Genomic DNA, 23,889 nt, shown 5'->3' on the forward strand with positions numbered 1-23,889 from the left:
TACGGGAGGAGGCGTGAGCCCCCTCCCGTTTCGTGTCGCGGCCCGCCGGCTCACGTCGCGAGCGCCGCCGCGAGGGCCGGGGCCAGTTGCGCCAGCACCGCATGGTCGAGCAGCTGGGAGTGTCCGCAGGCCACCTGCTCGACGTGCAGCTCGCCGCGGACGTGGTCGCGCCAGCCCGCGGAGGCCGACCCCGAGAACCCCTGCTCGGGCACCGTGGCGTCGACGAAGAACACGTCGGCGTCGAGCACGCCGGGCCGCGCCGAGTCGATCATCCGGTCGCTGTCCAGGTAGTTCGCGACGACGGCGGCGACCTGCTCGTCGGTCAGCACCGCGGCCACACCGTCGCCACCGGCCCGCAGCAGCGCCACGGCGTCGTCGAGGCCCGGCTCGGCACCGGCCGGCGGTTCATGCCCCAGCTCGCGCAGCAGCCCGCCGAGGTCCGTCGACGACGTGCCGCCGGACCGGTGCGCGTCGAGCATGCCGACGAACGTCACCTCGCGACCGGCGGCGCGCAGCCGGCACGCCAGCTCGTGCGCCAGGAACCCGCCGAACGACCAGCCCAGCAACCGGACCGGGCCGGTAGGCGCGATCTCGGTGACGTGCCGCGCGTGCTCGTCGGCGAGCGCCGCGAGGGTCGTCGGCAGGTCCGTCGCCCGTGACAGCCGCGGCGCCTGCAACCCGTAGAGCGGGACGTCGTCGGGCAGGTGCCGCTTGAGTGCGGCGAACTGCCACGTCAGACCCGACGCGGGCGGGAGCACGAACAGCGGCGGCGCCGAGCCCCCGACGCGCAGCGGCAGGACGGGGGCGAGTGCGTCGGCACCGCCCCGGTCGCCGTCGACGAGCCGGGCCATCGCGGCCACGCTCGGCGCGGTGAACAGTTCCGCGATCGTCACCTCCACGCCGAGCTCGCGGCGGATCGCCGCGGCCAGGCCGACGAGCATCAACGAGTGCCCGCCGAGCGCGAAGAAGTCCTCGTCGGCGCCGGGCGCCGGGATCCCGAGCAGGTCACCGACCAGCACGGCCAGGGCCCGCTCGGTCCGCGTCGCCGCCGGCCTGCCGACGCTCGCGGCCGCGAGCGGCGCGGGCAGCGCGGCCCGGTCGAGCTTCCCGGACGACGTGCGCGGCAGCTCGGGCACCGGGACGTAGGCCGTCGGCAGCCACTGCTCCGGCAGCCGGGCCGCGAGGTGGGCCCGCAGCGCCGCCGCGGCGAGCACCTCCTCGCCTGCCGGCACCACGTACGCGACGAGCAGCGGCCTGCCCGGAGTGTCCTCACGCACCACCACCGCGGCGTGCGCGACCTGCGGATGGGTGGCCAGCGCGGCCTCGATCTCGCCCGGCTCGATGCGCAGCCCCCGCAGCTTGACCTGGTCGTCGGTGCGCCCGAGATAGGTGAGACGCCCGTCCGGTCCGCGCCGGACGAGGTCACCGGTCCGGTACATCCGGCTGCCGTCAGGGGCGGCGACGAACCGGGCTGCGGTGAGCCCGGGACGGCGCAGGTAGCCGCGGGTCAGGCCGGCCCCGGCCAGGTACAGCTCGCCCGGCACCCCGACCGGGCAGGGCAGCAGCGCGTCGTCGAGGACGAGGGCGCGGGTGTTGGCGACCGGCCCTGCGGTCTCGGTCCGGGTGTCGGTCCCGGGACCGTCGCCGGGCACGCTGTGCCAGCCGTAGGCGTCGACGGTGAACTCGGTGGGCCCGTAGAGGTCGTGGACCTCGACGTCCGGCAGCGCGCGCAGCTGCTCGGCCAGGACGGCCGGCAGCTGCTCACCGCCGACGACGACCACCCCCGGCCGCCGAGCCGCCGGCTCCAGGAACCCGAGCGCCGCCAGTTCGCGCAGGTAGGTAGGGGTGAGGTCGAGGAGGTCGACGTCGTGCTCGGCGACGTGGGCGCGCAGCGCAGGCGGGTCGAGCAGCAGCTGCTCGTCGAGCACGTGCAGCTCGTGCCCGGCGAGCATCCACATCAGCGGGTCCCAGGCGCCGTCGAAGGTGAACGACGCGGCGTGCGCGACCCGCAGCCGGTCGCGGCGGAGCCGGGCCTGGGCGGGCCCGACGAGGTCGGCGCGGTGCGACCCGTAGAGGTTGGCCAGCCCACGGTGCAGGCCGGTCACGCCCTTCGGCCGGCCGGTCGAGCCGGACGTGTAGATCACGTACGCCGCCGAGTCGGGATGCGGCGCCAGCGGCGCCGTCGGGGCGGGCAGCGGTTCGCGGTCCAGCAGCAGCCTGGGCACCCCGGTGTCCGGGACGGTCCCGGCCCACTCCGCGGTGGTCACCACCAGTGCCGGGCGCACGTCGTCGAGCACGAAGCGGGTCCGTTGCTCGGGCTGCCGGACGTCCAGGGGCAGCGCCGTGCCGCCCGCGGCGAGGACACCCAGCAGCGCGGGCACGGTCTCGGCACGCGGCAGCGCCAGCGCGACGACGACCTCCGGCCCGACACCCCTGCCGCGCAGCAGCGTCGCGATCCGGCCCACCCGGTCGGCGAGCTGCGCGAACGTCAACCTGCCTGCCGTCGTCGCCAGCGCCGGGGCGTCCGGCCGGTCGGCGGCGACGGCCTCGAGCAGCTGCGGGACGGCCACCCCGCCCGACCGGTCCGGCCCGACGAGGACGCCGGGTTGCGCCCGCTCGTCGTCGGTACGGACGTCGATCCGGCCGACGGCGACGTCGGGGTCCGCCGCCACCGCGCGCAACAGCCCGACGAACCGCTCGACGAGCCGGTCGGCGGCGGCGCGGTCGCCCAGGCCGGGCCCCCACTCCACGACGAGCGTGACGCCAGCGTCGCCGTGGTCGAGTGCGGTGACGTCGAGGTCGAACTTGGCCCCAACCTGCGACTGCGCCGCCCACCGGGCGGGCAGCCCGCACACCGCCGGCTCACCACAGGGTTGGGCGAGGTAGCCCAGCATGACGTGGAACAGCGGGTTGCGGCCGGCGGTGCGGGGCGGGTTGACCGCCTCGACCACCCGCGGGAACGGCAGCGTCGCCTGCTCGAACGCGGCCAGGTCACCCGCGCGCACCCGCCGCAGCAGCTCGACGAACGTCTCGCCGGCGGTGAGCCCCACCCGCAGGACCACCGGGTTGACGAAGAAGCCGACGAGCTCGGCGAGCTCCGGCTCGGTGCGCCCGGACGTGGGGGTGCCGATGGCGATGTCGTCGCCCGCGCCGAGCCGGTGCAGGAGGACCGACAGCGCCGCGTGCAGCAGCATGAACAGGCTGGCGGACTCGCCCGCCGCGAGCTCACGCAGCGGTCGGACGAGGTCGGCCGGCAGGTCGGCCTCCACGGCGCCGCCCGTCGCGGTACCGGCGTCCGCGGGCAGCACGCCCGACAGGTCGATGTCGGTCGGTAGCCCGCGCAGCTGCTCGCGCCAGAACCGGACGGCCGCGGCGTGGCCGCTGTCCGGGTCGTCGGGGTCGCCGAGCAGCTCGGCCTGCCAGCGCGCGTAGTCGGCGTAGCGCGCCGGCAGCGGCGCCCACTGCGGCACCGAGCCGGCGAGCCGGGCGGCGTAGGCCGTCGACAGGTCACGCAGCAGGATCCCGTCGGACCACTCGTCCATCGCGATGTGGTGCAGGACCAGCGCGAGCACCGTGTGTCCGTCGGACTCCTCGGCCACGGCGACGCGGATCGGCACCTCCGCGGCCAGGTCGAAGGGCCGGTGCAGGGCGTCGGCGACGTCGTCGGTGACGGGCACGTCCGCGGCGGGGAGGACGTGCTGGCCCGCGTCGTCGACGAGGGTGCGCAGCGCCTCGTGGCGCGCGACCACGTCGGCGACGGCGGCCTGCAGGACGGCCCGGTCCAGGTGCCCGGCCAGCCGCAGGACCAGCGGGTACTGGTACGCCGTCGAGGCGGGGTCGAGCCGGTGCAGCAGCCAGAGCTGGTCCTGCGACGGCGAGCGCGGCGCGACCTCGACCCGGCCGGGCTCCGGCGCGGTGGCGACGAGCGCGGGGCGCGCGGGGCCTGCCGCGGCGGTTCCGGCGATCCGGGCGGCGACGCGTTCGGGGGTGCGGCCGTCGAACAGGTCCCGCAGCGAGAGGTCGGCGCCCAGCTCGGCGCGGATCCGGCCGAGCAGCCGGATCGCGACCAGGGAGTGGCCGCCGCGGTCGAAGAAGTCGTCCTCGACGCCGAAGGCCTCAGGGCCGTCGACCGGGACGTCGAGGACCTCGCCGAACAGGGCGCACAGGGCGCGTTCGGCGGCGGTCGCCGGCGGGCGTCCCCCGCTGCTCACGGACACGGCCACGGGCAGCCGGGACGTGTCGAGCTTGCCGTTGACGGTCAGCGGCAGCGCGTCGGTGACGGCCCAGGCCGTCGGCACCATGTGGCCGGGGAGCACGTGCTTGACGGCGCGCTGCACCGTCGCGGGGTCGAGTGCCGCCTCCTCCCCGACGAGGTAGGCCGCGAGGCGCTTGCCGCCCACGCCGTCGGGTTCGGCCAGCACGGCCGCCTGCCGTACTCCGGGCGCGGCGGCGACGGCGGCCTGCACCTCGCCCAGCTCGATCCGGTGGCCGCGGATCTTGATCTGGTCGTCGGTCCGGCCGAGGAAGTCGATGTTGCCGTCGGCGCGCACCCGCACGAGGTCGCCGGTCCGGTAGAGGCGACCACCGGGCACGAAGGGGTCGGCGACGAACCGCTCGGCGGTGAGCCCGGGACGGTTCAGGTAGCCGCGCGCGAGCCCGACACCGGCGATGTAGAGCTCCCCCGGCACGCCGACGGGCACCGGCCGCAGCCACGCGTCGAGCACGTGCGCCGTCGTGTTGTGGATCGGGCGTCCGACGGTCGACGTCGCGCTCTCCGTGGTGCCGGCGCCGAGCGTGTTGATCGTGTACTCGGTCGGCCCGTACAGGTTGTAGCCGAGCACGCCGTCGGTGTCGCGCAGCGTGGCCCAGAGCCGCTCGGGGACGTTCTCGCCGCCGAGCAGCACCAGCGGCGGTCGGTGCACGCCGGCGAGCAGCCCCTCGTCGAGCAGCGCCTCGGCGTAGGTCGGCGTCACGTTGACGACGTCGATGCGGTGCCGCGCGCAGTACGCGACGAGCGCGGTCGCGTCGCGGCGCAGCTCCTCGTCGGCCACGTGCACGTGATGGCCCTCGACGAGCCAGAGCAGCTCCTCCCAGGACATGTCGAAAGAGAACGAGACGGTGTGGGCGATGCGCAGGCGGCGACCGGCCGCGGCGACGACCGGCGCGAAGATCGACTCCTGGTGGTTCTGCAGCATGTTGGTCAGCCCGCGGTACGGCGTGACGACCCCCTTGGGCCTGCCCGTCGAGCCCGACGTGTAGATCACGTAGGCCGGGTGGTCGAGGTGCCCCGGCCCGTGCGGGTCGGGGCCGTCGGGCGCGTCCCCGTCTCGTGAGCCGCTCACGGCGAGGTCCACGACGGGAACGCCCCATCCCGCGGTCCGCGGCGCCACGGCGGACGTGGTGAGGAGCAGCACCGGGGCCGCGTCCGCCACGAGGCCGCGCAGCCGCTCGTCGGGGTGGTCGAGCTCCAGCGGCAGGTACGCGGCGCCCGTGCGCAGCACGGCGAACAGCGCGACGACCATGTCGGTCGAGCGGGGCAGCGCGAGCGCGACGACGCGCTCCGGACCGGCGCCGTGCCCGACCAGGAGCCGGGCGGTGCGGGACACCGCGGCGTCCAGCTCGCGGTAGGTCAGCGTCGTGTCACCGCAGGTCAGAGCCTCGGCATCGGGGGTGGCGGCGGCCTGCTCGGCCAGCAGCTCGGCGATGGTGCGGTCGGGGAGCGGCCGCTCGGCGCCCGCGGGCGCGTCGTCGGCCGGGATCGGGACCGCGGCGAGGGGCGAGCCCGCGAGATCGGCGTCGGCGAGGTACGTCAGCACCGACTCCAGCCGGCCGAGCAGTGCCGCGGCCTCGGTGGCGTCGACGAGATCGGGACGGTGCTCGAGCTTCACCCACAGCCGCCTGCCCGGCATCACGACCCACGTCAACGGGTAGTGCGTGGCGTCGACGCTCGCGACCCCGACGATGCCGTTGCGCGTCTCCAGGTCGGAGAACGTGTCGTCGTCGAGGAAATTCTGCAGGACGTAGAGGTTGTCGAAGAGCTGGCCGCGGCCGACGGCCCGCTGGATGTCCCCGAGCCCGAGGTACTCGTGCTCCATCGCGTCGACGCGGTCGCGCTGGACCTGCCGCATCGTGTCCGCGACGCTCGCCGCCGGGTCGAGCCGCACCCGGGCGGGCACGGTGTTGAGGAAGACGCCGACGACGTCGTCGATGTCGTCGAGCTCGGTGGGGCGACCGGCGACCGTGGTGCCGAGCACGACGTCGCTGCTGCCGGTCGCGTGCCCGAGCACCAGCGCGAGCGCCGTGCTGACCAGCGCGTTCAGGGTGACGCCCACGCCGCGGGCCTGTGCCGTCAGACGGGCCGTGACGTCCTCGGGGACCTCCACCGAGAGCCGCTGCGCGAGCACGGGTTCGCTGCCCGCCGCGTCGGGGCGCAGCAGCGTCGGTGCGGGCAGGTCGGCGAAGGACTCCCGCCAGAACCCCGCCGAGGCCGCCGCGTCGCGGGCACCGATCCAGTCGAGGTAGTCGGTGAACCGTCCCCGCGGCGCCGGGCCCGGCTCGCCTCGGTAGGCGTCGAAGAGCTGGGTGAGCACCAGCTCGCGCGACCACCCGTCCCACAGCAGCAGGTGGTAGGTGAACAGCAGCCGGTCGCGGCCACCGGGCAGGTGCAGCACGGTGAGCCGGGCCAGCGGCGGTTGGCGCAGGTCGAACGCTTCCGTGCGGTCCGCGGCGGTGAGCTCGTCGACCCGCCGGGCGGCGGTGTCGGGATCGAGACCGTCGAGGTCGATCTCGGTCAGCCGGGCACCGAGCCCGTCGCCGACGAAGGCGACGGGCCGCCCGTCCGCGACGGTCGTGAAGCCGAGCCGGGTCGCCGCGTTGGCCGCCAGCACGTGCTCGAACGCCGCGGCCATCCGTCCCGCGTCGAGGCGCCGGTCGAAGTCGAACGCGTTCTGCGCGAGATAGACGTCGGCGTCGGCGGCCAGCTCGGCCTGGACGAACAGGCCCTCCTGCAACGGGGACAGCGGCCAGACGTCGGTGACCGCGACCGACGTCCCGGCCGCCACGGCGTCCACCTCGGCGGCCGTGAGGCCACGGTGGTGGACGTCGGCGGGGGTCAGCCGGGCGGTGCCGCCGGCGGCGGCCGCCAGCTCGCGCAGGGCATCGGCGAACGCGTCGCCCAGCTCGTCGGGCGCGGTGATCCCGCCGTCGAGGTAGGTGAGCACGACCTCCAGCTCGGGCCCGTCCGGGCCGTCCTCGCAGTAGGCGTTGACCTCCAGCAGGTACGGCGTGCCCATGTCCGGCGACGGGCCGACGCGCAGCGCCCCGCTCTCCGGTGCGGCGCCCCACGCGACGACGTCGCCCGCCGCGGCGAACCGGCCCAGGTAGTTGAACAGCACCTGCGGCTGTCCGAGCCGGGCGAGTGCGGCGGCGGTGCGGGCGTTGCAGTAGCGCAGCAGCCCGTAGCCGCGGCCCCCGTCCGGCGCGGCGCGCAGCCGGTCGCGGACGGCACCGACCCGGTCGAGCGGCTCGCCGTCGGGCACCGGCAGCCGGACGGGCGCGATGCTGGTGAACCAGCCGACGGTGCGCGCGAGGTCGACCTCGGCGCCCGGCAGGTCGTCGCGTCCGTGCCGTTCCAGGTCGACGGCGACGTCCCCGTCGGCGACGCCCTGCGCGGCGCGCCACCGGGACAGGCCGACGCGCAGGCCCGTCAGCAACGTCTCGGTGACGTCCGCGCGGGCCGCGGCCGGGACGGTCGTGAGCAGCGGCTGCGTCTGCGCCGCGGTCAGCCGGAACCGGTGCTCGCGGGTCTCGCCGATCGTCCGCCCGACGAGCAGCTGCTGCGGGTCGAGCTCGGCGCCGGCGGCCAGCACCTCGGTCCAGTGCGGGAACTCGGCGAGCCGCTCCTGCTGCGCCGACGACTCGTTGAGCAGCCGGGCGTGGGTGCGCAGGGACGTCGCGACCGGCTCGAGCACGGGCACCCGGCCCTGCGCGACGGCCTCCCACGCCGTCCGGGCGTCCTCGTCGAGGATGCGCCAGGACACCCCGTCGACGGCCAGGTGGTGGACGACGAGCAGGAGCCGCCCCGGCTCGTCGCCGCGGTCGACGAACACCGCGGCGAGCATCCGGCCCGCGTCCGGCGCCAGCCGGTCGGCGGCCGCGTCGGACACCGTGCCCAGCAGCTCGGGAAGGTGGAGCCCGCGGCCGTCGACGACGGTGAGCACGTCGTCGAGGGCGGGCAGGTCACGCACGGTCTCCAGCGCCCACAGCATCGGCGCGGGCCGCGACAGCCGCAGCCGTAGCGCGTCGTGCCGGCGCAGCAGCGCGGTGACGACGGCGCCGATCTGCTCCGGTGTCGCGCCCGCCGGGGTGACGAGCAGCTCCGACTGGTTGAACCGGTCGATGCGCCCGCCCAGCTCGGCCAGCCGGTGCACGATCGGCGTCAGCATGACGGGGCCGATCGCGTCCGGGTCGTCCTCGTGCCGGTCCTCGTGCCGGTCGTCGTGCGACGGCGGTGCCGCGCCGCCGCCGGGCGCGGCCAGCGCCGCGAGCGCGGCGGGTGTGCGGTGGGCGAAGACGTCGCGCGGGGCGATCCGCAGACCCAGCCGCTTGCACCGGTTGACCAGCTGCAACGCGATGATGCTGTCGCCGCCCGCGGCGAAGAAGTCGTCGTCGACGCCGACGGGGACGTCGAGGATCTCGCCGAACAGGGCCGCGAGCGTCTCGGCGGTGACGCCCGGGGCGGGTGGGCCCGCGGCGGCGGGCGCCGCGGGTGCTGCCGGGGCGGCGATCGCGGGCAGCGCGTCGCGGTCGAGCTTGCCGTTGACGGTCAGCGGGAGCCGGTCGACGACGGCGTAGAGCGCCGGGACCATGTGCGCGGGCAGGACGGTCTGCGCGTGCCGGCGCACGGCGTCGGTGTCCAGCGTCGCGGGCGCGACGAGGTGCGCGACGAGCCGGGGGCGCCCCTGGGCGTCGTGCTGCACGCCGACGGCCGCGCCGTCGACGCCGTCGACCTGCAGCAGCGCCGCCTCGACCTCGCCGGGCTCGATGCGGTACCCGCGCAGCTGCACCTGGTGGTCGGAGCGGCCCAGGTGGACGAGCTCGCCGTCGTCGGTCCACCGGGCCAGGTCGCCGCTGCGGTAGAGCCGCTCCCCCGGCACGAAGGGGCTCGCGACGAAGCGGGCCGCCGTCAGACCGGGCCGATCGAGGTAGCCGCGCGCCAGCTGGCTGCCGGCGACGTACACCTCGCCGACGACGCCCGCGGGGACCGGCTGCAGGTACTGGTCGAGGACGTGGACGGCCAGCGTCGGCAGCGCGACGCCGATGACGCTGTCGGGCCGCGTCGCGTCGGCGGCGGTGAGCGGCCGGACGGTGACGTGCACGCAGGTCTCGGTGATGCCGTACATGTTCGTCAGCCGCGGCGCCGTGTCGGCGTGCCGCGCGTACCACGGTGCGAGCCGCCGCAGGTCGAGCGCCTCACCGCCGAACACGACGTGGCGCAGCGCGAGCGGCCGGTCGTCGTCACGGTCGGCCGCGACCAGCGACCGGAATGCCGACGGCGTCTGGTTGAGCACCGTCACGCGCTCGTCGGAGAGCAGCGCGCGGAACCGCTGCGGGTCGCGCACGACGTCGTCGTCCACGACGACGAGCCGCCCGCCGTGCAGCAGCGCCCCCCAGATCTCCCACACCGAGAAGTCGAACGCGTAGGAGTGGAACAGGGTCCACACGTCGTCGGGCCCGAAGCCGAACCCGGACGTGCCCTCGAACAGGGTGGTCACGGCGCGGTGCGGCACCGCGACACCCTTCGGCAGCCCGGTCGACCCCGACGTGTAGATCACGTAGGCGTCCGCCTCCGCGCTCCCCGCCGGAGCCGGCGGCCGCGAAGGACGCGGGAATCGGGCGGGGTCGAGCCCGTCGAGCGTCAGCACGGCGGGCCCGTCGGCGGGCAGCAGCGCCGCCGTCCCCTCGGCCGCCAGGACGCAGTCGGGCCGGGCGTCCGCGAGGATGTGCGCGACGCGCGACGGCGGCGAGCCGGGGTCGATCGGCACGTAGCACGCCCCGGCCTTGAGCACGCCGAGGACGGCGACCACGACGTCGGCCGACCGGGGCAGCGTGATCGCCACGCGCGTCCCGGCCCGCACCCCGTGCGCCGCGAGCCGGACGGCCAGCGCGTCGGAGCGCGCGTCGAGCTCGGCGTAGGTCAGCTCGGCCCGGCCGTCGCGGACCGCCACCGCGTCGGCGTGCGCGCGGGCGACCACGCGGAACCGTTCGGGCAGGGTGGCGCCGGGTGCCGGGACGAGCTGCGGAGCCGAGGCGACCTCGGCGCCCGTCGACAGCCCCGCCACGGTGACGTCCGGGTCGTCGGCGAGCTGGGCGAGGAACCCGGCCAGCCGGCCGACGAGCCGCTCGGCCGTGGCCTCGTCGACGCGCCCGGTGTCGTAGGTGACCTTGAGCCGCAGCCGGTCCCCGGGGTGAGCGACCAGCGAGACCGGGTAGTGCGCGGCGTCGGTGCCGTCGATCCACTCCAGCTCGGGGAGCCCGGCCGACCCGGTGGGGTCGGTGGCGGCCTCGGTGACCAGGAAGTTCTCGACCACGACGATCGTGTCGAACAGCTCGCCCGCGACCCCGGCGACCCTGGCCAGCTCGGTCAGGCCCAGATGCTGGTGCTCCAGGACGGTGAGCTGCTGTTCCTGCAGCCGGGCGAGTACGTCGCACACCGGTTCGCCGGGCGACCACGCGAGGGGGACCGGCACGGTGTTGATCATCGGGCCGACGATCTCCTCGATGCCGGCCGTGTCGTCGCCGCGGCCGGAGACGGTGGAGCCGAACACCACGCGCTCGCGGCCGAGGGTGCGGCCCAGCAGGAGTCCCCACGCGCCGTGCACGGCGGTGCTGATCGTGACGCCGGCCGCCCGGACGCGGTCGAGCAGCCGCGCGCTGACGTCGGCGTCGAGCACCTGCTCGGCCGCGGCGTGCGGGGCGTCGGAGGTGGTCCCTGGCTCGGCGTCGACGAGCCGCGTCGGGCCGTCGACCTGGGCGAGCACGTCCGCCCAGACCTTCCGGGAGGCCTCGGGCGCGCGCCCGGCCAGCACCGCGACGTGGTCGGCGAACGTGACCGACGGCGCCGGGAGCGACACCTGTCCCGTCCGCACGAGCTGCCCGTACGCGACGGCGATGTCGTTGAACATCAGCGGGTAGGACCAGCCGTCGGCGAGCAGGTGGTGCATGGTCTGCACCAGGCGGTACCGGTCGTCGGCGAGCCTCACGAGCAGGTAGCGCAGCAGCGGCGGCGCGGCGAGGTCGAACACGGTGCGGAACCGTTCGGCGGCGACCTCGTCGAACCGCTCGGGGTGCTCGCGCAGGTCGCAGGTCTCCCACGGGAGCGGCACGTCGGCGGCCAGCACCTGGGCGACGCTCCCGTCGGAGAGTTCGCGGAAGCCCGCGCGCAGGACGTCGTGCCGGGCCACCATCGCCGCGACGGCCTGCCGCAGCAGGTCGGGGTCGACCGTGCCGCGCAGCTCCAGGACGTGCTGGATGACGTACGGGTCGCGGCCCTCGGCCTGGACCGAGTGGAAGTACATGCCCTGCTGCAACGGCAGCAGCGGCAGGACGTCCACCGGCCCGCCGGGGACCGTCGTCTCCAGCTCCGCGACGTCGTCGGCGGTGAGCGTGACCAGCGGGAAGTCCGCCGGCGTGTGCCCGGCCAGGTCCTCGGCGGAGGCGATCGTCCGCAGCGCCTCGCCCCACAGGGCGGCCAGCTGCTCGACCTCCGCCCGCGCCAGGATCCCGGTGGGGAACGTCAGCGTCGCGGAGAACTCCGGACCCGCGGCGGTGTCGTGGGTGATCGCGTTGACCGACAGCGCGCGGACCTCCGACGACGGGTCGACACCCTCGCCGAGTGCCGCGTACTCCTCGACGCTCCCCCAGTCCGTCGCCGCGCCGGTGGCGAAGCGACCCAGGTAGTTGAACAGGATCTGCGGTTCGACGACCGGCAGGCCGGCCGCGGGGTCGAGATCGGCGAGCACGCCGTGCCCGATGCCCCGGTTGGGCACCCGCAGCTGGTCCTTGACGGCCTTGACCGCGCGGGCCAGCTCCGGCCCGCCGGCGCGCACGGCGTCCCATCCAGGGGTTCCGGGGTCGAGGCGGACCGGGTGCAGCGAGGTGAACCAGCCGACGGTGCGGGAGAGGTCCAGTGGGCCCGCGGCGTCGAACGGGTCGGGCTCGCGGCCGTGGCCCTCCAGGGTGAGCAGCACGGCGGCGTCCTCGGCCCGGCCGCGGACGCGTCGCCAGTGCCCGACGGCCAGCGCGAACCCGGCCAGCAGCACGTCGTTGACGCCGCCGAAGATCGCCGCGGGCACCGTCGACAGCAGCGGCCCGGTGACGTCGGACGGCAGCTCAAGCACGACGTCGTCGGTGGTCGCGGCCACGTCGACGGCCGGGTCCAGCGGGCGCGAGCCCAGGTCGGGGTCCGGGGTGGCGAGGACGTCGCGCCAGTACGCGGCCTCGCCGCGGAACCGGCCCTCGTCGGCGGCCGTGCGCATCCGGGTGGCCCAGGTGCGGAACGACGTCGCGACCTCCTCCAGCTCCGGCGCGCGCCCGGCCCGCACGGCCGCCCACGCCTGCTCGAGGTCGGCGCCGAGGATGCGCCAGGACACGCCGTCGACCACCAGGTGGTGGACGACGAGCAGCAGGCTCCCCGGCCCGTCCCCGGCACGGAACCAGTGCGCGCGCACCATGGTCCCGGCGCGGGCGTCGAGTGCCGCGGCGGCGGCGCGGGTGGCCGCCGCCATCTGCTCGCGGCTCGGCCTGCCGTCGGTCACCTCCAGCGGCACGGAACCGCCGGGTCCGGGCACGGTGAGGCGCCAGCCGCCCTCGGCGGAGCCGACGACGCGCGCCCGGAGCAGGTCGTGGCGCGCCAGCACCGCGGCGAGCACCGTCTCCAGCTCGTCGCGCGTCATGCCGGTCGGCGTGCGCAGCACCGACGACTGGTAGAAGTTCGCGAGCGGCATGTCCTGGAACGCCGCCAGGATCGGCGTGTTCGGCACGTCGCCGACGCCGTCGTCGCGCACCGCCGGAGCCCCGGTCGCCCTACCCGCGGCGGCGGCCAGCGCCTCGACCGTCCGGCGGCGGAAGACGTCGCGCGGGGCCAGCTCGAGCCCGGCCTTGCGCGCCCGGCTGCACAGCGTGATCGACGAGATGCTGTCACCGCCGAGGGTGAAGAAGTCGTCCTCGGGGCTGACGTCGGCCACGTCCAGCCCGACGACCGCCGCCACGATCTCGACGAGCAGCCGCTCCGCCCCGGTACGGGGAGCCCGGCCGCCCCGGCGGGCGACGGGCCGCGGCGCGGGCAGGGCGGCGACGTCGAGCTTGCCGTTGACGGTCAGCGGCAGGTCGTCGACCACGCCCCAGAGCGTCGGGACCATGTAGTCCGGCAGCACCCTGGCCACCGCCTCGGCGAGGTCGGCGGGCTCGACGGACCCGTCGGGCACGACGTACGCGGCGAGCCGCTTGACGTCGGCGTCCGTGCGCACGACGACCGCGGCGCGGCGCACCCCCGGCCGGGCGGCCAGCGCCGCCTCGATCTCGCCGGGCTCGACACGGTAGCCGCGGATCTTGACCTGGTCGTCGGAGCGGCCGAGGAAGTCCAGGTTCCCGTCCGGCCGCCGGCGCACGAGGTCGCCGGTGCGGTACATCCGCCCGCCCGGGTTCCACGGGTCGGCGACGAACCGGTCCGCGGTGTTGCCCCGCCGGTCGAGGTAGCCGCGGGCCAGCCCGGCACCGGCGATGTAGAGCTCGCCCACGACGCCGTCGTCGACCGGGCGCAGCCACTGGTCGAGCACGTGCGCGCGGGTGTTGTGGATGGGCCGCCCGACCGTCGACGTCGCGCTGTCCCGTGTGCCCGCGCCGAGGGTGTTGATCGTGTACTCGGTGGGGCCGTACAGGTTGTAGCCGAGCGTGGTCTCGCGCAGCTCCGTCCACAGGGCTTCGGGCACCGCCTCGCCGCCGAGCAGCATCAGCGCGAGCGGGTGCCGTCGGACCAGGCCCTCCTCCAGCAGGACGCGGGCGTAGGTCGGGGTCACGTTCACGACGTCGACGCCGTGCGTGCGGCAGTAGTCGACGAGCGCGCGGGCGTCGCGGCGCAGCTCCTCGTCGCACACGTGCACCTCGTGGCCCTCGACGAGCCAGAGCAGCTCCTCCCACGACATGTCGAAGGAGAACGAGACGGTGTGCGCGATCGTGAGCCGGCGCCCGCCGGCCGCGGCGACCGTCGGGTCGAAGATCTCGGCCCGGTGGTTGAGCTGCATGTTCGTGAGCCCGCGGTACGGGGTGACGACGCCCTTGGGCTTACCCGTCGACCCCGACGTGAAGATCACGTAGGCCGGGTGGTCGAGCCGTCCCGGCCGGCCGGGGGCGAACGCCCCCAGCTGCTCGGCGGTCGGCGCGGTGTCCGGGTACACGGCCAGGTCGAGGCGGTCGAGCTCGACGGCACCCGGGAACCGGGCCGACACCGCCGACGTCGAGAGCACCAGCAACGGGCGCGCGTCGGCGATCATGCCGTGCAGCCGGTCGTCGGGCTGTTCCAGCTCCAGCGGCAGGTAGGCCGCGCCCGTGCGCAGCACGGCGAACAGCGCCACGACCATCTCGATCGAGCGCGGCAGCGCCAGCCCGACGACCTTCTCCGGGCCCGCCCCCGCGGCGAGCAGGTGGTGTGCGAGCCGGTTGATCCGGGCGTCCAGGTCCGCGTAGCCGACCCGCGTGTCGCCGAAGACGAGCGCGGTCTCCTCCGGCACGGCGGCGGCGCGCTCGGCCAGCAGGTCGGCGATGGTCGCGGTGCCGATCTCGTGCTCGGCCCGTGCCCACTCGGCCATCCGCGCCGCGCGGTCGGCCGGGGTGGTGAGGTCGATCGCGGCGACCCGCTCGTCGAGCCCGTCGGCGAGTCGCAGCAGGACCTGCTCCAGCCGCGCGAGCAGCCCGGCCGCCCGCTCCGGGGCGACGACGTCGCTGCGGTGCTCGAGCTTCACCCACAGCCGCGGGCCGGGGTAGACGACCCAGGTCAGCGGGTAGTGCGTCGAGTCGACGCCGTCGGCCGAGACGATGCCGTGGTCGGCGCGCAGGTAGTCGGTGAGCGCCTCGTCGTCGACGAAGTTCTGCAGCACGTAGAGGTTGTCGAACAGCTGGCCGCGGCCCACCGCGCGCTGGACCTCGCCCAGCCCGAGGTGCTCGAACGGCATCATCGCGGCGCGCTGCTCGTGCATGCCGCGCACGGCGTCGGCCACGGTGTCGGCCGGGTCGAGGCGGACGCGCGCCGGGATCGTGTTGAGGAAGACCCCGACCACGGACTCGACGCCGGCGACCTCGGCGGGCCGGCCCGAGACCGTCATGCCGAAGACGACGTCGTCGGTCCCCGCGGCGTGCCCCAGCACCAGACCGAGCGCCGTGGCCACGACCGAGTTGAGGGTGACGCCGAGCTCGCGGGCCCGCGCGGACAGCCGCGCGGTGTCGGCCTCGGACAGCTCGACCGACAGCCGCGTCGCGATCACCGGGTCGCTGCCGACCGCCTCGGGGAACATGATCGTCGGCGACTCGACGTCGGCGAACGCCTGCGCCCACGCCGCGGCCGCGGCCGCGTCGTCCTGTTCCGCGAGCCACCCGAGGTAGTCGGGGAACCGGGCGGTCGCCGGCGCGGGCAGCGCCGCCGCGTCGCCCCGGCGATAGGCCTCGTAGGCCCCGAAGAGCCGGCGCAGCACCAGCTCCCGCGACCACCCGTCCCAGAGGATCAGGTGCCGCGTCATCAGCAGGTGGTCGCGGCCGTCGCCGCGCAGCACGGCGAGCCGGAACAGCGGGGGCCGGGCCAGGTCGAACGGCGTCCGCCGGTCCTCGGCCATGATCGCGGCGGTGCGCTCCGCGCGTTCGGCGGGGGTGAGCCCGGACAGGTCGATCTCGGTGACGACGGGCGCGACCCGCGGGGGCAGGACGGCGACCGGTGCGTCGAGCCCGGCGTCGGTGAAGCCCAGCCGCAGCGCGGAGTTCTGGTCGAGCAGCAGCGTGGCGGCGCGGGTCAGCGCGTCGACGTCGAGGCGGGTCTCGAACTCGATGCTGTCCTGCGCGAGGTAGACGTCGACGCCCTCGGCCGAGGTGTCGGCGAACCGCGCCTGGAAGTACAGCCCGGCCTGCAGCGGGGAGAGCGGCCAGACGTCCTCGACGGGGCCCGCCGCCTCCAGCGCGGCCACCTCGTCCTGGCGCAGCGACACGAGCGGGAAGTCCGACGGGGTGTGCCCGCGCAGGTCGGGGCAGCGTGCGACCGCGTCGAGCACCTCGGTCCAGCGCCGGGCCAGGGCGCGGACGTCGGCGGCGCCGAGGATGCCGGTGGGCCAGGTCAGCGTGGCCGTCCCCGCGTCGCCCTCGCCGAGCACGTTGATCTCGAGCGCGTCCACCGGTGCGGCCGGGTCGAGCCCCGAACCGACGGCGGCGAAGCCGGGCAGCGGCGCCCAGTCGCCGTCTGTCGCCTGCCCGCGACCGCGGTAGTTGAGCACGACCTGCGGACGGACGTCGGGCAGGTCGGCGTAGGGGTCGAGATGGCGCAGCACGCCGTACCCGACACCCGCCGACGGCACCCGCAGCTGCTCCTTGACGGCCTTGACCGCGCGGGCCAGCGCCGCGCCGGCCTCGTCGACGTCGGCGGCGCTCACGTCGCCGGGGTCCACGCGCACCGGGTAGACCGACGTGAACGACCCGACCGTGCGGGACAGGTCGAGGTCGCCGAGAAGCGCGCTCTCGCGGCCGTGGCCCTTCACCCGCAGCACGGTCGTCGGCCCGGCGTCCACGCCGCGGTCGCGGCGCCACCGGTGCAGCGCGATCGCGAACGTCGCCACGAGGACGTCGTCGCCGCGGCCGTGGATCGCCTGCGCCGCCCCGGCGAACGGCGGCAGCGTGACGGTCACGGTGTCGGTCGTGGCCTGCACGTCGACGCCCGCGTCGAGGGGCCGGTCACCGAGATCCGGGTCGGGCGTCGCGAGGACGGCCCGCCAGTGCTCCAGCTCGGCGCGGAAGCGGCCTGCCGCGGCGGCCTCGCGCAACGTCCGCGACCAGGTCGCGTACGACGTCTCGACGGGCGCGAGCAGCTCCTCGGTTCCCGTCCGCACGGCGTCCCACGCCGCGGCCAGCTCACCGCCGATAATGCGCCACGAGACCCCGTCGACCACGAGGTGGTGGGCCACCAGCAGCAGGGCGCGCGCGTCGCGGAACCAGACGGCCCGCAGCAGGGCGCCCCGGGCGGGGTCGAGTGCCGCCGCGGCCTCCCGGGTCGCCCGCTCGACGGTCTGCGCCGAGACCGCTCCCGGCTCGACCACGACGGTGGGCGGCGTCGTCCCCGCCGGCACCTCGACGGTCCAGGCGTCGCCCGCCGGTTCGACGACCGCGCGGAGCAGCCCGTGCCGCGCCAGCACCGCGGCGAGGATCCGGTCCAGGTCCGCGCCGGTCAGCCCCTCGGGGGTGCGCAGGAGCGCGGACTGGAAGAAGTTCGCGAGCGGGATGCGGTCGCGCGCGGCCTCCGCCATCACCGGCACGAGCGGGACCGGGCCGATCCCCTCGTCGCGGGCGGGCCCGGTGTCCGTGACGACGTCGTCGACGACCCCGGCCAGCGCCGCGACGGTGCGCAGCCGGAAGACGTCGCGGGGAGTGATGCGCAGACCGGCGCGGCGGGCCCGGCCGGACACCGCGATCGAGGTGATGCTGTCACCGCCGAGCGCGAAGAAGTCGTCGTCGATCCCGACCCGGTCGAGGGCGAGGGCGTCGGCGAACAGCGCGGCGAGCCGTTCCTCCACCGGCGTGCGCGGGGCCCGGTCCGACACCAGCCCCGCGAAGTCCGGCGCCGGCAGGGCCGCACGGTCGAGCTTGCCGTTGGGCGTCGACGGGAACGCCTCCAGCGCCACCACGATCGCGGGCACCATGTGCTCGGGCAGCACCTCGGCCACCCGGGCGACCAGGGCGTCCGACGAGGTCGGGCCGGTCACGTAGCCGACCAGCCGCCCGTCGCGCACGACGACCACCGCCCGCGTCGCCCCGGCCGCGACCAGCGCGGACTCGATCTCTCCGGGTTCGATCCGGAAGCCGCGGACCTGGACCTGGTGGTCGACGCGGCCCGTCACCTCCAGCACGCCGGTCTCGTCCCAGCGCGCGACGTCGCCGCTGCGGTACATCCGCGCGCCCGGCACGAACGGGTCCGCGACGAACCGCTCCGCGGTGAGCCCCGGACGGTTCAGGTAGCCGTGCGCCAGCTGCACGCCCGCGAGGTACAGCTCGCCCGTGACGCCGGGCGGCACCGGACGCAGCGCCCCGTCGAGGACGTAGAGCCGGGTGTTCGCCACCGGCCGCCCGACCGGCACCGACGCCCCCACCGGGCGCTCGCGGGTGTCCCAGGCGGTGACGTCGATCGCGGCCTCGGTCGGCCCGTAGACGTTGTGCAGCTCGGCGTCGGAGAGCGCCGCGAAGCGCCGGACCACGTCGGCGGGCAGGACCTCGCCGCCACAGATCACCCGGCGCAGCGAGGTCAGCTCGCGGACCGCGGGCTCCTCCAGGAACACGGCGAACATCGACGGCACGAACTGCACCGTCGTGACCTCGTGCTCGGCGATGAGCGCCGCGAGGTAGGCGGCGTCCTTGTGGCCCTCGGGCTTCGCGAGCACCATCGTCGCGCCGGACATCAACGGCCAGAACAGCTCCCGCAGCGAGGCGTCGAAGCTGGTCGGCGTCTTCTGCAGGGTCGGCTCGCCGGGTTCGAGCCGGTGGCGCTCCTGCATCCAGGTCAGGAAGTTGGCGGCGGCACCGTGCGGGACCACCACGCCCTTGGGCCGGCCGGTCGAGCCACTGGTGTAGATGACGTACGCCGGGTCGGCCGGCGTGACGACGGTGTCCGGGTTCGCCGGGTCGCCGTCGACCGGGAAGGCCGCCGGGTCGTCGAGCACCACGACGGGACGCGCGTCCTCCAGCACGAACGCGATCCGTTCGGCGGGGTAGCCGGGATCGACGGGCAGGTACGCCGCGCCCGCCTTGTGCACCGCGTACAGCGCGACGATCAGCTCGATCGACCGTTCCAGCCGCACCGCGACGACCGACCCGCGCGACACACCGCGCGCGAGCAGGTCGTGGGCCAGCAGGTTCGCCCGGCGGTCCAGCTCGGCGTAGCTCACCGAGCTGCCCTCGAAGACCACCGCCGTGGTGTCGGGGGTCTCGCGCACCCAGTGCTCGAAGCGGCTGCGCAGCGTCGGCGCGCCGAGGTCGAGCTCCGTGTCGTTGAAGTCCTCGACGACCGTCGTGCGGGCGGCGGCGTCGACCAGCTCCAAGCGGCCGACCGGCGTCCGCGGGTCCGCGGCCAGCTGGTCGAGCACGCGCAGCACGCGGTCGAGCAGGTCCCGGGCCCGGTCCTCGGCGACGAGGTCGACGTCGTACTTGAGCTGCAACGTCAGCCGCTCGCCGGGGAACGCGACGAGCGAGACAGGATAGTGGGAGAAGGTCGTGGACGTGAAGCCGCGGACGGCCGGCCCGTCGTCCTGCGGGCCGTAGACCTCGGGGAAGTTCTCGACGATCACGAGCGTGTCGAAGAGCGTGCGCAGCCCGCGCGACCGGGCGAGCTCGGCCAGGCCGACGTGCTGGTGCTCCAGCACCGCGGTCTGCCGGTCCTGCAGCCGCCGGACGACGTCGTCGACCGGGTCGGCCTTCGTCCACGACATCGCCACCGGCACCGTGTTGATCAACAGTCCGACGACGGACTCGACCCCCGGGACGGTCTGCCCGGCCCGGCCCGACACCGTCGACCCGAAGACGACGGTGTCCTCGCCCAGCGTGCGACCCAGCACCAGCCCCCATGCCGCGTGCAGCACCGTGGACAGGGTGACGCCGAGGTCACGGGCGAGCCCGGTGAGCGCCGCGGAGCGGTCGACGGACAGCTCCTCGGCGGCGATCCGGTGCTCTCCGACGGCGGCGCCCGGGTCGGCGTCGACGAGCAGCGTCGGTTCCTCGACCTCGGCGAGGGCCTCGGCCCACACCTGCGCGTCCCGCTCCGCGTCGGCCCCGGCGACGGCCGCGACGTGCCTGCCCAGCGCGACGGCGGGCACCCCGCGCAGCGTGCCGCGGTAGGCGTCGACGACGTCGTTGAACATCAACGGGTACGACCAGCCGTCGGCGACGATGTGATGCAGCGTCTGGACGAGCCGGTGCTCGGTCGGGGTCAGCGAGACCACGGCCCAGCGCACCAGCGGCGGGCGCGCGAGGTCGAACGGCCGTGCGCGCTCGGCGGCGGTGACCTCCGCCAGCCCGGCCGCCGGGTCGGCCGACCCGGTGAGGTCCACGACCCGCCACTCGAACTCGACGTGCCCGCTGACGACCTGCACGATCCGGCCGTCGGCGAGCCCGCGGAACCCGGCCCGCAGCGCCGGGTGCCGGTCGACCATCGTCGCCACGGCGGCGCGCAGCACCTCCGGGTCGAGCGGCCCGGTCAGCTCGGCGACCTGCTGGATCCGGTACGGGTCGACGGACCCGTCCCCGAACGTGGCGTGGAAGTACATGCCCTGCTGCAGCGGCAGCAGCGGCAGCACGTCCTGCAGCGCGGGCACCTCCCGCTCCAGCTCCGCGACGTCGGCGGCGGTGAGCGGCACGAGCGGGAAGTCCGACGGGGTGTGCCCGGCGACCGTGTCGTCGGTGGCGATCGCGCCGAGCAGCCGCACCCACTCGTCGGCGAGCGCCCGGACGTCGGCGGCGTCGAGGACCGCGGCGGGCCAGCTGAAGCGGGCCGAGAGCACCGGACCGTCGGCCGTGTCGACGGTGATGGCGTTGACCTCCAGCGCCCGCGGCAGCGGCATCCGGGGGTCGCGGTCCTCGCCGAGCACCCGCTCGTCCCCGGCCGCCGCGTCGTCGGCCGTCGACCAGTCCGCACCCGAGCCGGCCGGGAACCGGCCGAGGTAGTTGAACAGCAGCGACGGCGCCACCGACAGCTCCTCGTGCCCACCCAGGAAGCGCAGCGCGCCGTAACCGAGCCCGTGCCGGGGCACCGCGCGCAGCTGCTCCTTGACCGAGCGCACCACCTCCGCGAGCGAGCCGTCGGTGATCTCCAGCGGCACCGGGTAGAGCGTGGTGAACCAGCCGACCGTGCGGGACAGGTCGAGCGGGTGCCCGGGCAGCAGCTCCGCCTCGCGGCCGTGCCCCTCCATCTCGACGAGGATCCGGTCGTGCCCGCGGCAGGCCCGCACGGCGAGCCCGAGCGCCGCGACCAGCGCGTCGTTGACGCCACCGTGGATCGCCGCGGGCACCGAGCCGAGCAGCGGACCGGTCAGCGCGCTCGGCACCGTGACGGTCAGCGCCCGCTCGGTCGCGACGGTGTCGGTCGCGGGATCGAGCGGACGGTTCCCGAGCACCGGGTTCGGCGCGGCCGCGGCCGCGCGCCAGAACGGGAGGTCGTCGTCGAACGTGCCCGCGCGGGTGGCCTCGTCGAGGCGCAGCGCCCATTCCCGGAACGACGTGGTCGCGGGCTGCGGGTCGGCGCCCGCCCAGGCCCGGCCCAGGTCTTCGGCGAGGACCCGCAGCGACACGCCGTCGACCACCACGTGGTGGACCACGAGCAGCACCCGGCCCTGGGCGTCGGGCCCGCGGTCGAGCCGGACGACCTCGAGCATCCGGCCCGCGCTCGCGTCGAGCCGGGCCGCCGCGGCGACGGTCTCCTGCCGGACCCGGTCGGCGACGGGCTCGTCCGGGTCGAGGCGGACGTGCGTGACCGAAGGCGCCGCCGGCCCGGCCGGGACGTCGACCCGCGGCCTGCCGTCGGCGCCCGTCCGGACCCGGGCGCGCAGCACGTCGTGCCGGGCGAGCAGTCCCGTCGTCAGCTCGGCGAGCCGCTCGGTCGTCAGCGCGGCCGGGGCGTGCAGTGTGATCGACTGGTAGAAGCCCTCCGACGGACCGGTGGCGTGGAGCCACTCGACGACCGGCGTCGCCGGCAGCTCACCGACCGGCGCGACGGTGCTCGGCTCGGCGCCCGCGGCGTCGCGGGCCGCGAGCGCCAGCGCCGCGGGCGTGCGCAGCTCGAACACCTCGCTCGGCCGGATCTCCAGGCCCTCCCGGCGGGCGCGACTGACCAGCCCGATCGCGACGATGCTGTCGCCGCCGAGGGTGAAGAAGTCGTCGTCGGCCCCGACCTCGGGCAGCCCGAGGACCTCCGCGACGACCGCGCACAGCGTCGCCTCGTGTGGGGTCCGCGGCGCCCGGCCGGGCTCGCGCGCCGGCCGCTGCGGCTCCGGGAGGGCACGGCGGTCGACCTTCCCGTTGGGGGTCAGGGGGAACGTGTCCAGGACCGTGACGGTGGTCGGCACCATGTACTCGGGCAGCCGGTCGGCGCACCAGCCGCGCAGCTCGTCCTCGGTGACCGGGTCGAGCAGCAGGACGTACGCGGCGAGGTACTTCGCTCCCGCGGAGTTCGAGCGGGCGGCGACGACGGCCTGGCGGACGGCCGGGTGCGCCGCCAGCGCGGCCTCGACCTCCTCCGGCTCCAGCCGCATCCCGCGGATCTTGACCTGGTTGTCGACGCGGCCGAGGAACTCCAGCGTCCCGTCCGGGTGCCAGCGGGCGAGGTCGCCGGTGCGGTAGAGGCGCGCGCCCGTCGGGTCGAAGGGGTTGGCGACGAACCTGGCCGCGGTGACGCCCGGCGCGTTGACGTAGCCGCGGCCGAGCAGGAACCCGGCCGCGTACAGCTCGCCGCCGACGCCGACCGGTACGGGCCGCAGGCGCTCGTCGAGCACGTGGATCTGGGTGTACGGGTTGGGCCGGCCGATCGAGGTGTCCGACCGCTCCGCACCCGGCCGGTAGATCGCGTGCGTGACGCCGATCGTCGCCTCGGCCGGGCCGTACCCGTGGTACATGGTCGTCGTCAGCCGGGCGCGGAAGCGACGGAACAGCTCCGGCGTCAGCGCCTCGCCTCCGCACCAGACGTGCCGCAGCCCGTCGAGGCCGCCCCCGGCCGTGCCGCGGGCCATCTCCAGCAGCGCGTCGAGCATCGACGGGACGAGGTAGACGAACGTGACGCCCTCGGTGGCGATCAGGTCGAACAGGTGGTGCGGGTCGCGGTCGCCGCCCGGGTCGGCGACGACGACGTGCCCGCCCGACACGAGCGGCAGCAGGATCTCGTTGACGGAGATGTCGAACGACAGCGGGGCCTTGAACAGCGACGCGTCGCCGGGGCCGAAGCCCAGCACCGTGTGGACCTGCCACTCCAACCGGTTCGCGATCGCCGCGTGCCGGATCATCGCGCCCTTCGGCGTGCCCGTCGAGCCGGACGTGAACATCACGTAGGCGAGCCGCTCGGGCTCGATCCGGACGTCCGGCCGGTCCGCCTGCCGGTCGGCGTAGCGCCAGGCCCCGAGGTCGACGACGGACGCCGGGACGAGGGGGTCGCCGTCGTCGGCCGTGGTGACCATGTGGACCGCGCCCGCGTCCGCGAGCACCTGACGGCGACGCTGCTCCGGCCACTCGGGGTCGACCGGCACGAACGCCCCGCCCGCTGCCATGATCGCCAGCACCGAGATCACCATCTCCGGTGACCGCGGCAGGTGCACGGCGACGACCTGCTCGGCCGTCAGGCCGCCGGCCAGCAGGTGGTGTGCGAGCTGGTGGACGTGCCGGGCCAGCTCGGCGTAGGTGAGCCGGACCGGACGCCGTCCCCTGGCGACGAGCGCGGTGACCCCGGGGTGGGCGGCGGCCGCCCCGGCGAAGAGCTCCACGACCGTCGTGGTGTGCGCCGGCTGCTCGGGGTCGTTCCACTCGGCGAGCGGCAGGAGACGTTCGGCGGACTCGATGGACATGACTCTCCCCAGGTACCTCAGACGATCGAGGTTCGTTGCGGCAGAACGAGAT

The 23,889-nt window shown here is 75.6% G+C and carries 1 protein-coding gene; it reads right to left on the reverse strand.

All coding sequences use genetic code 11. The features are described 5' to 3' along the window. Positions 1-50: 50 nt before the first annotated feature. Positions 51-23,837, reverse strand: a complete 23,787-nt coding sequence (locus PSD17_RS01615; RefSeq protein WP_339121061.1) for a non-ribosomal peptide synthase/polyketide synthase — start codon at positions 23,835-23,837, stop codon at positions 51-53. Positions 23,838-23,889 lie beyond the last annotated feature (52 nt).

The sequence above is a fragment of the Pseudonocardia sp. D17 genome, assembly GCF_036984265.1.
Classification (GTDB): Bacteria; Actinomycetota; Actinomycetes; order Mycobacteriales; family Pseudonocardiaceae; genus Pseudonocardia; species Pseudonocardia benzenivorans.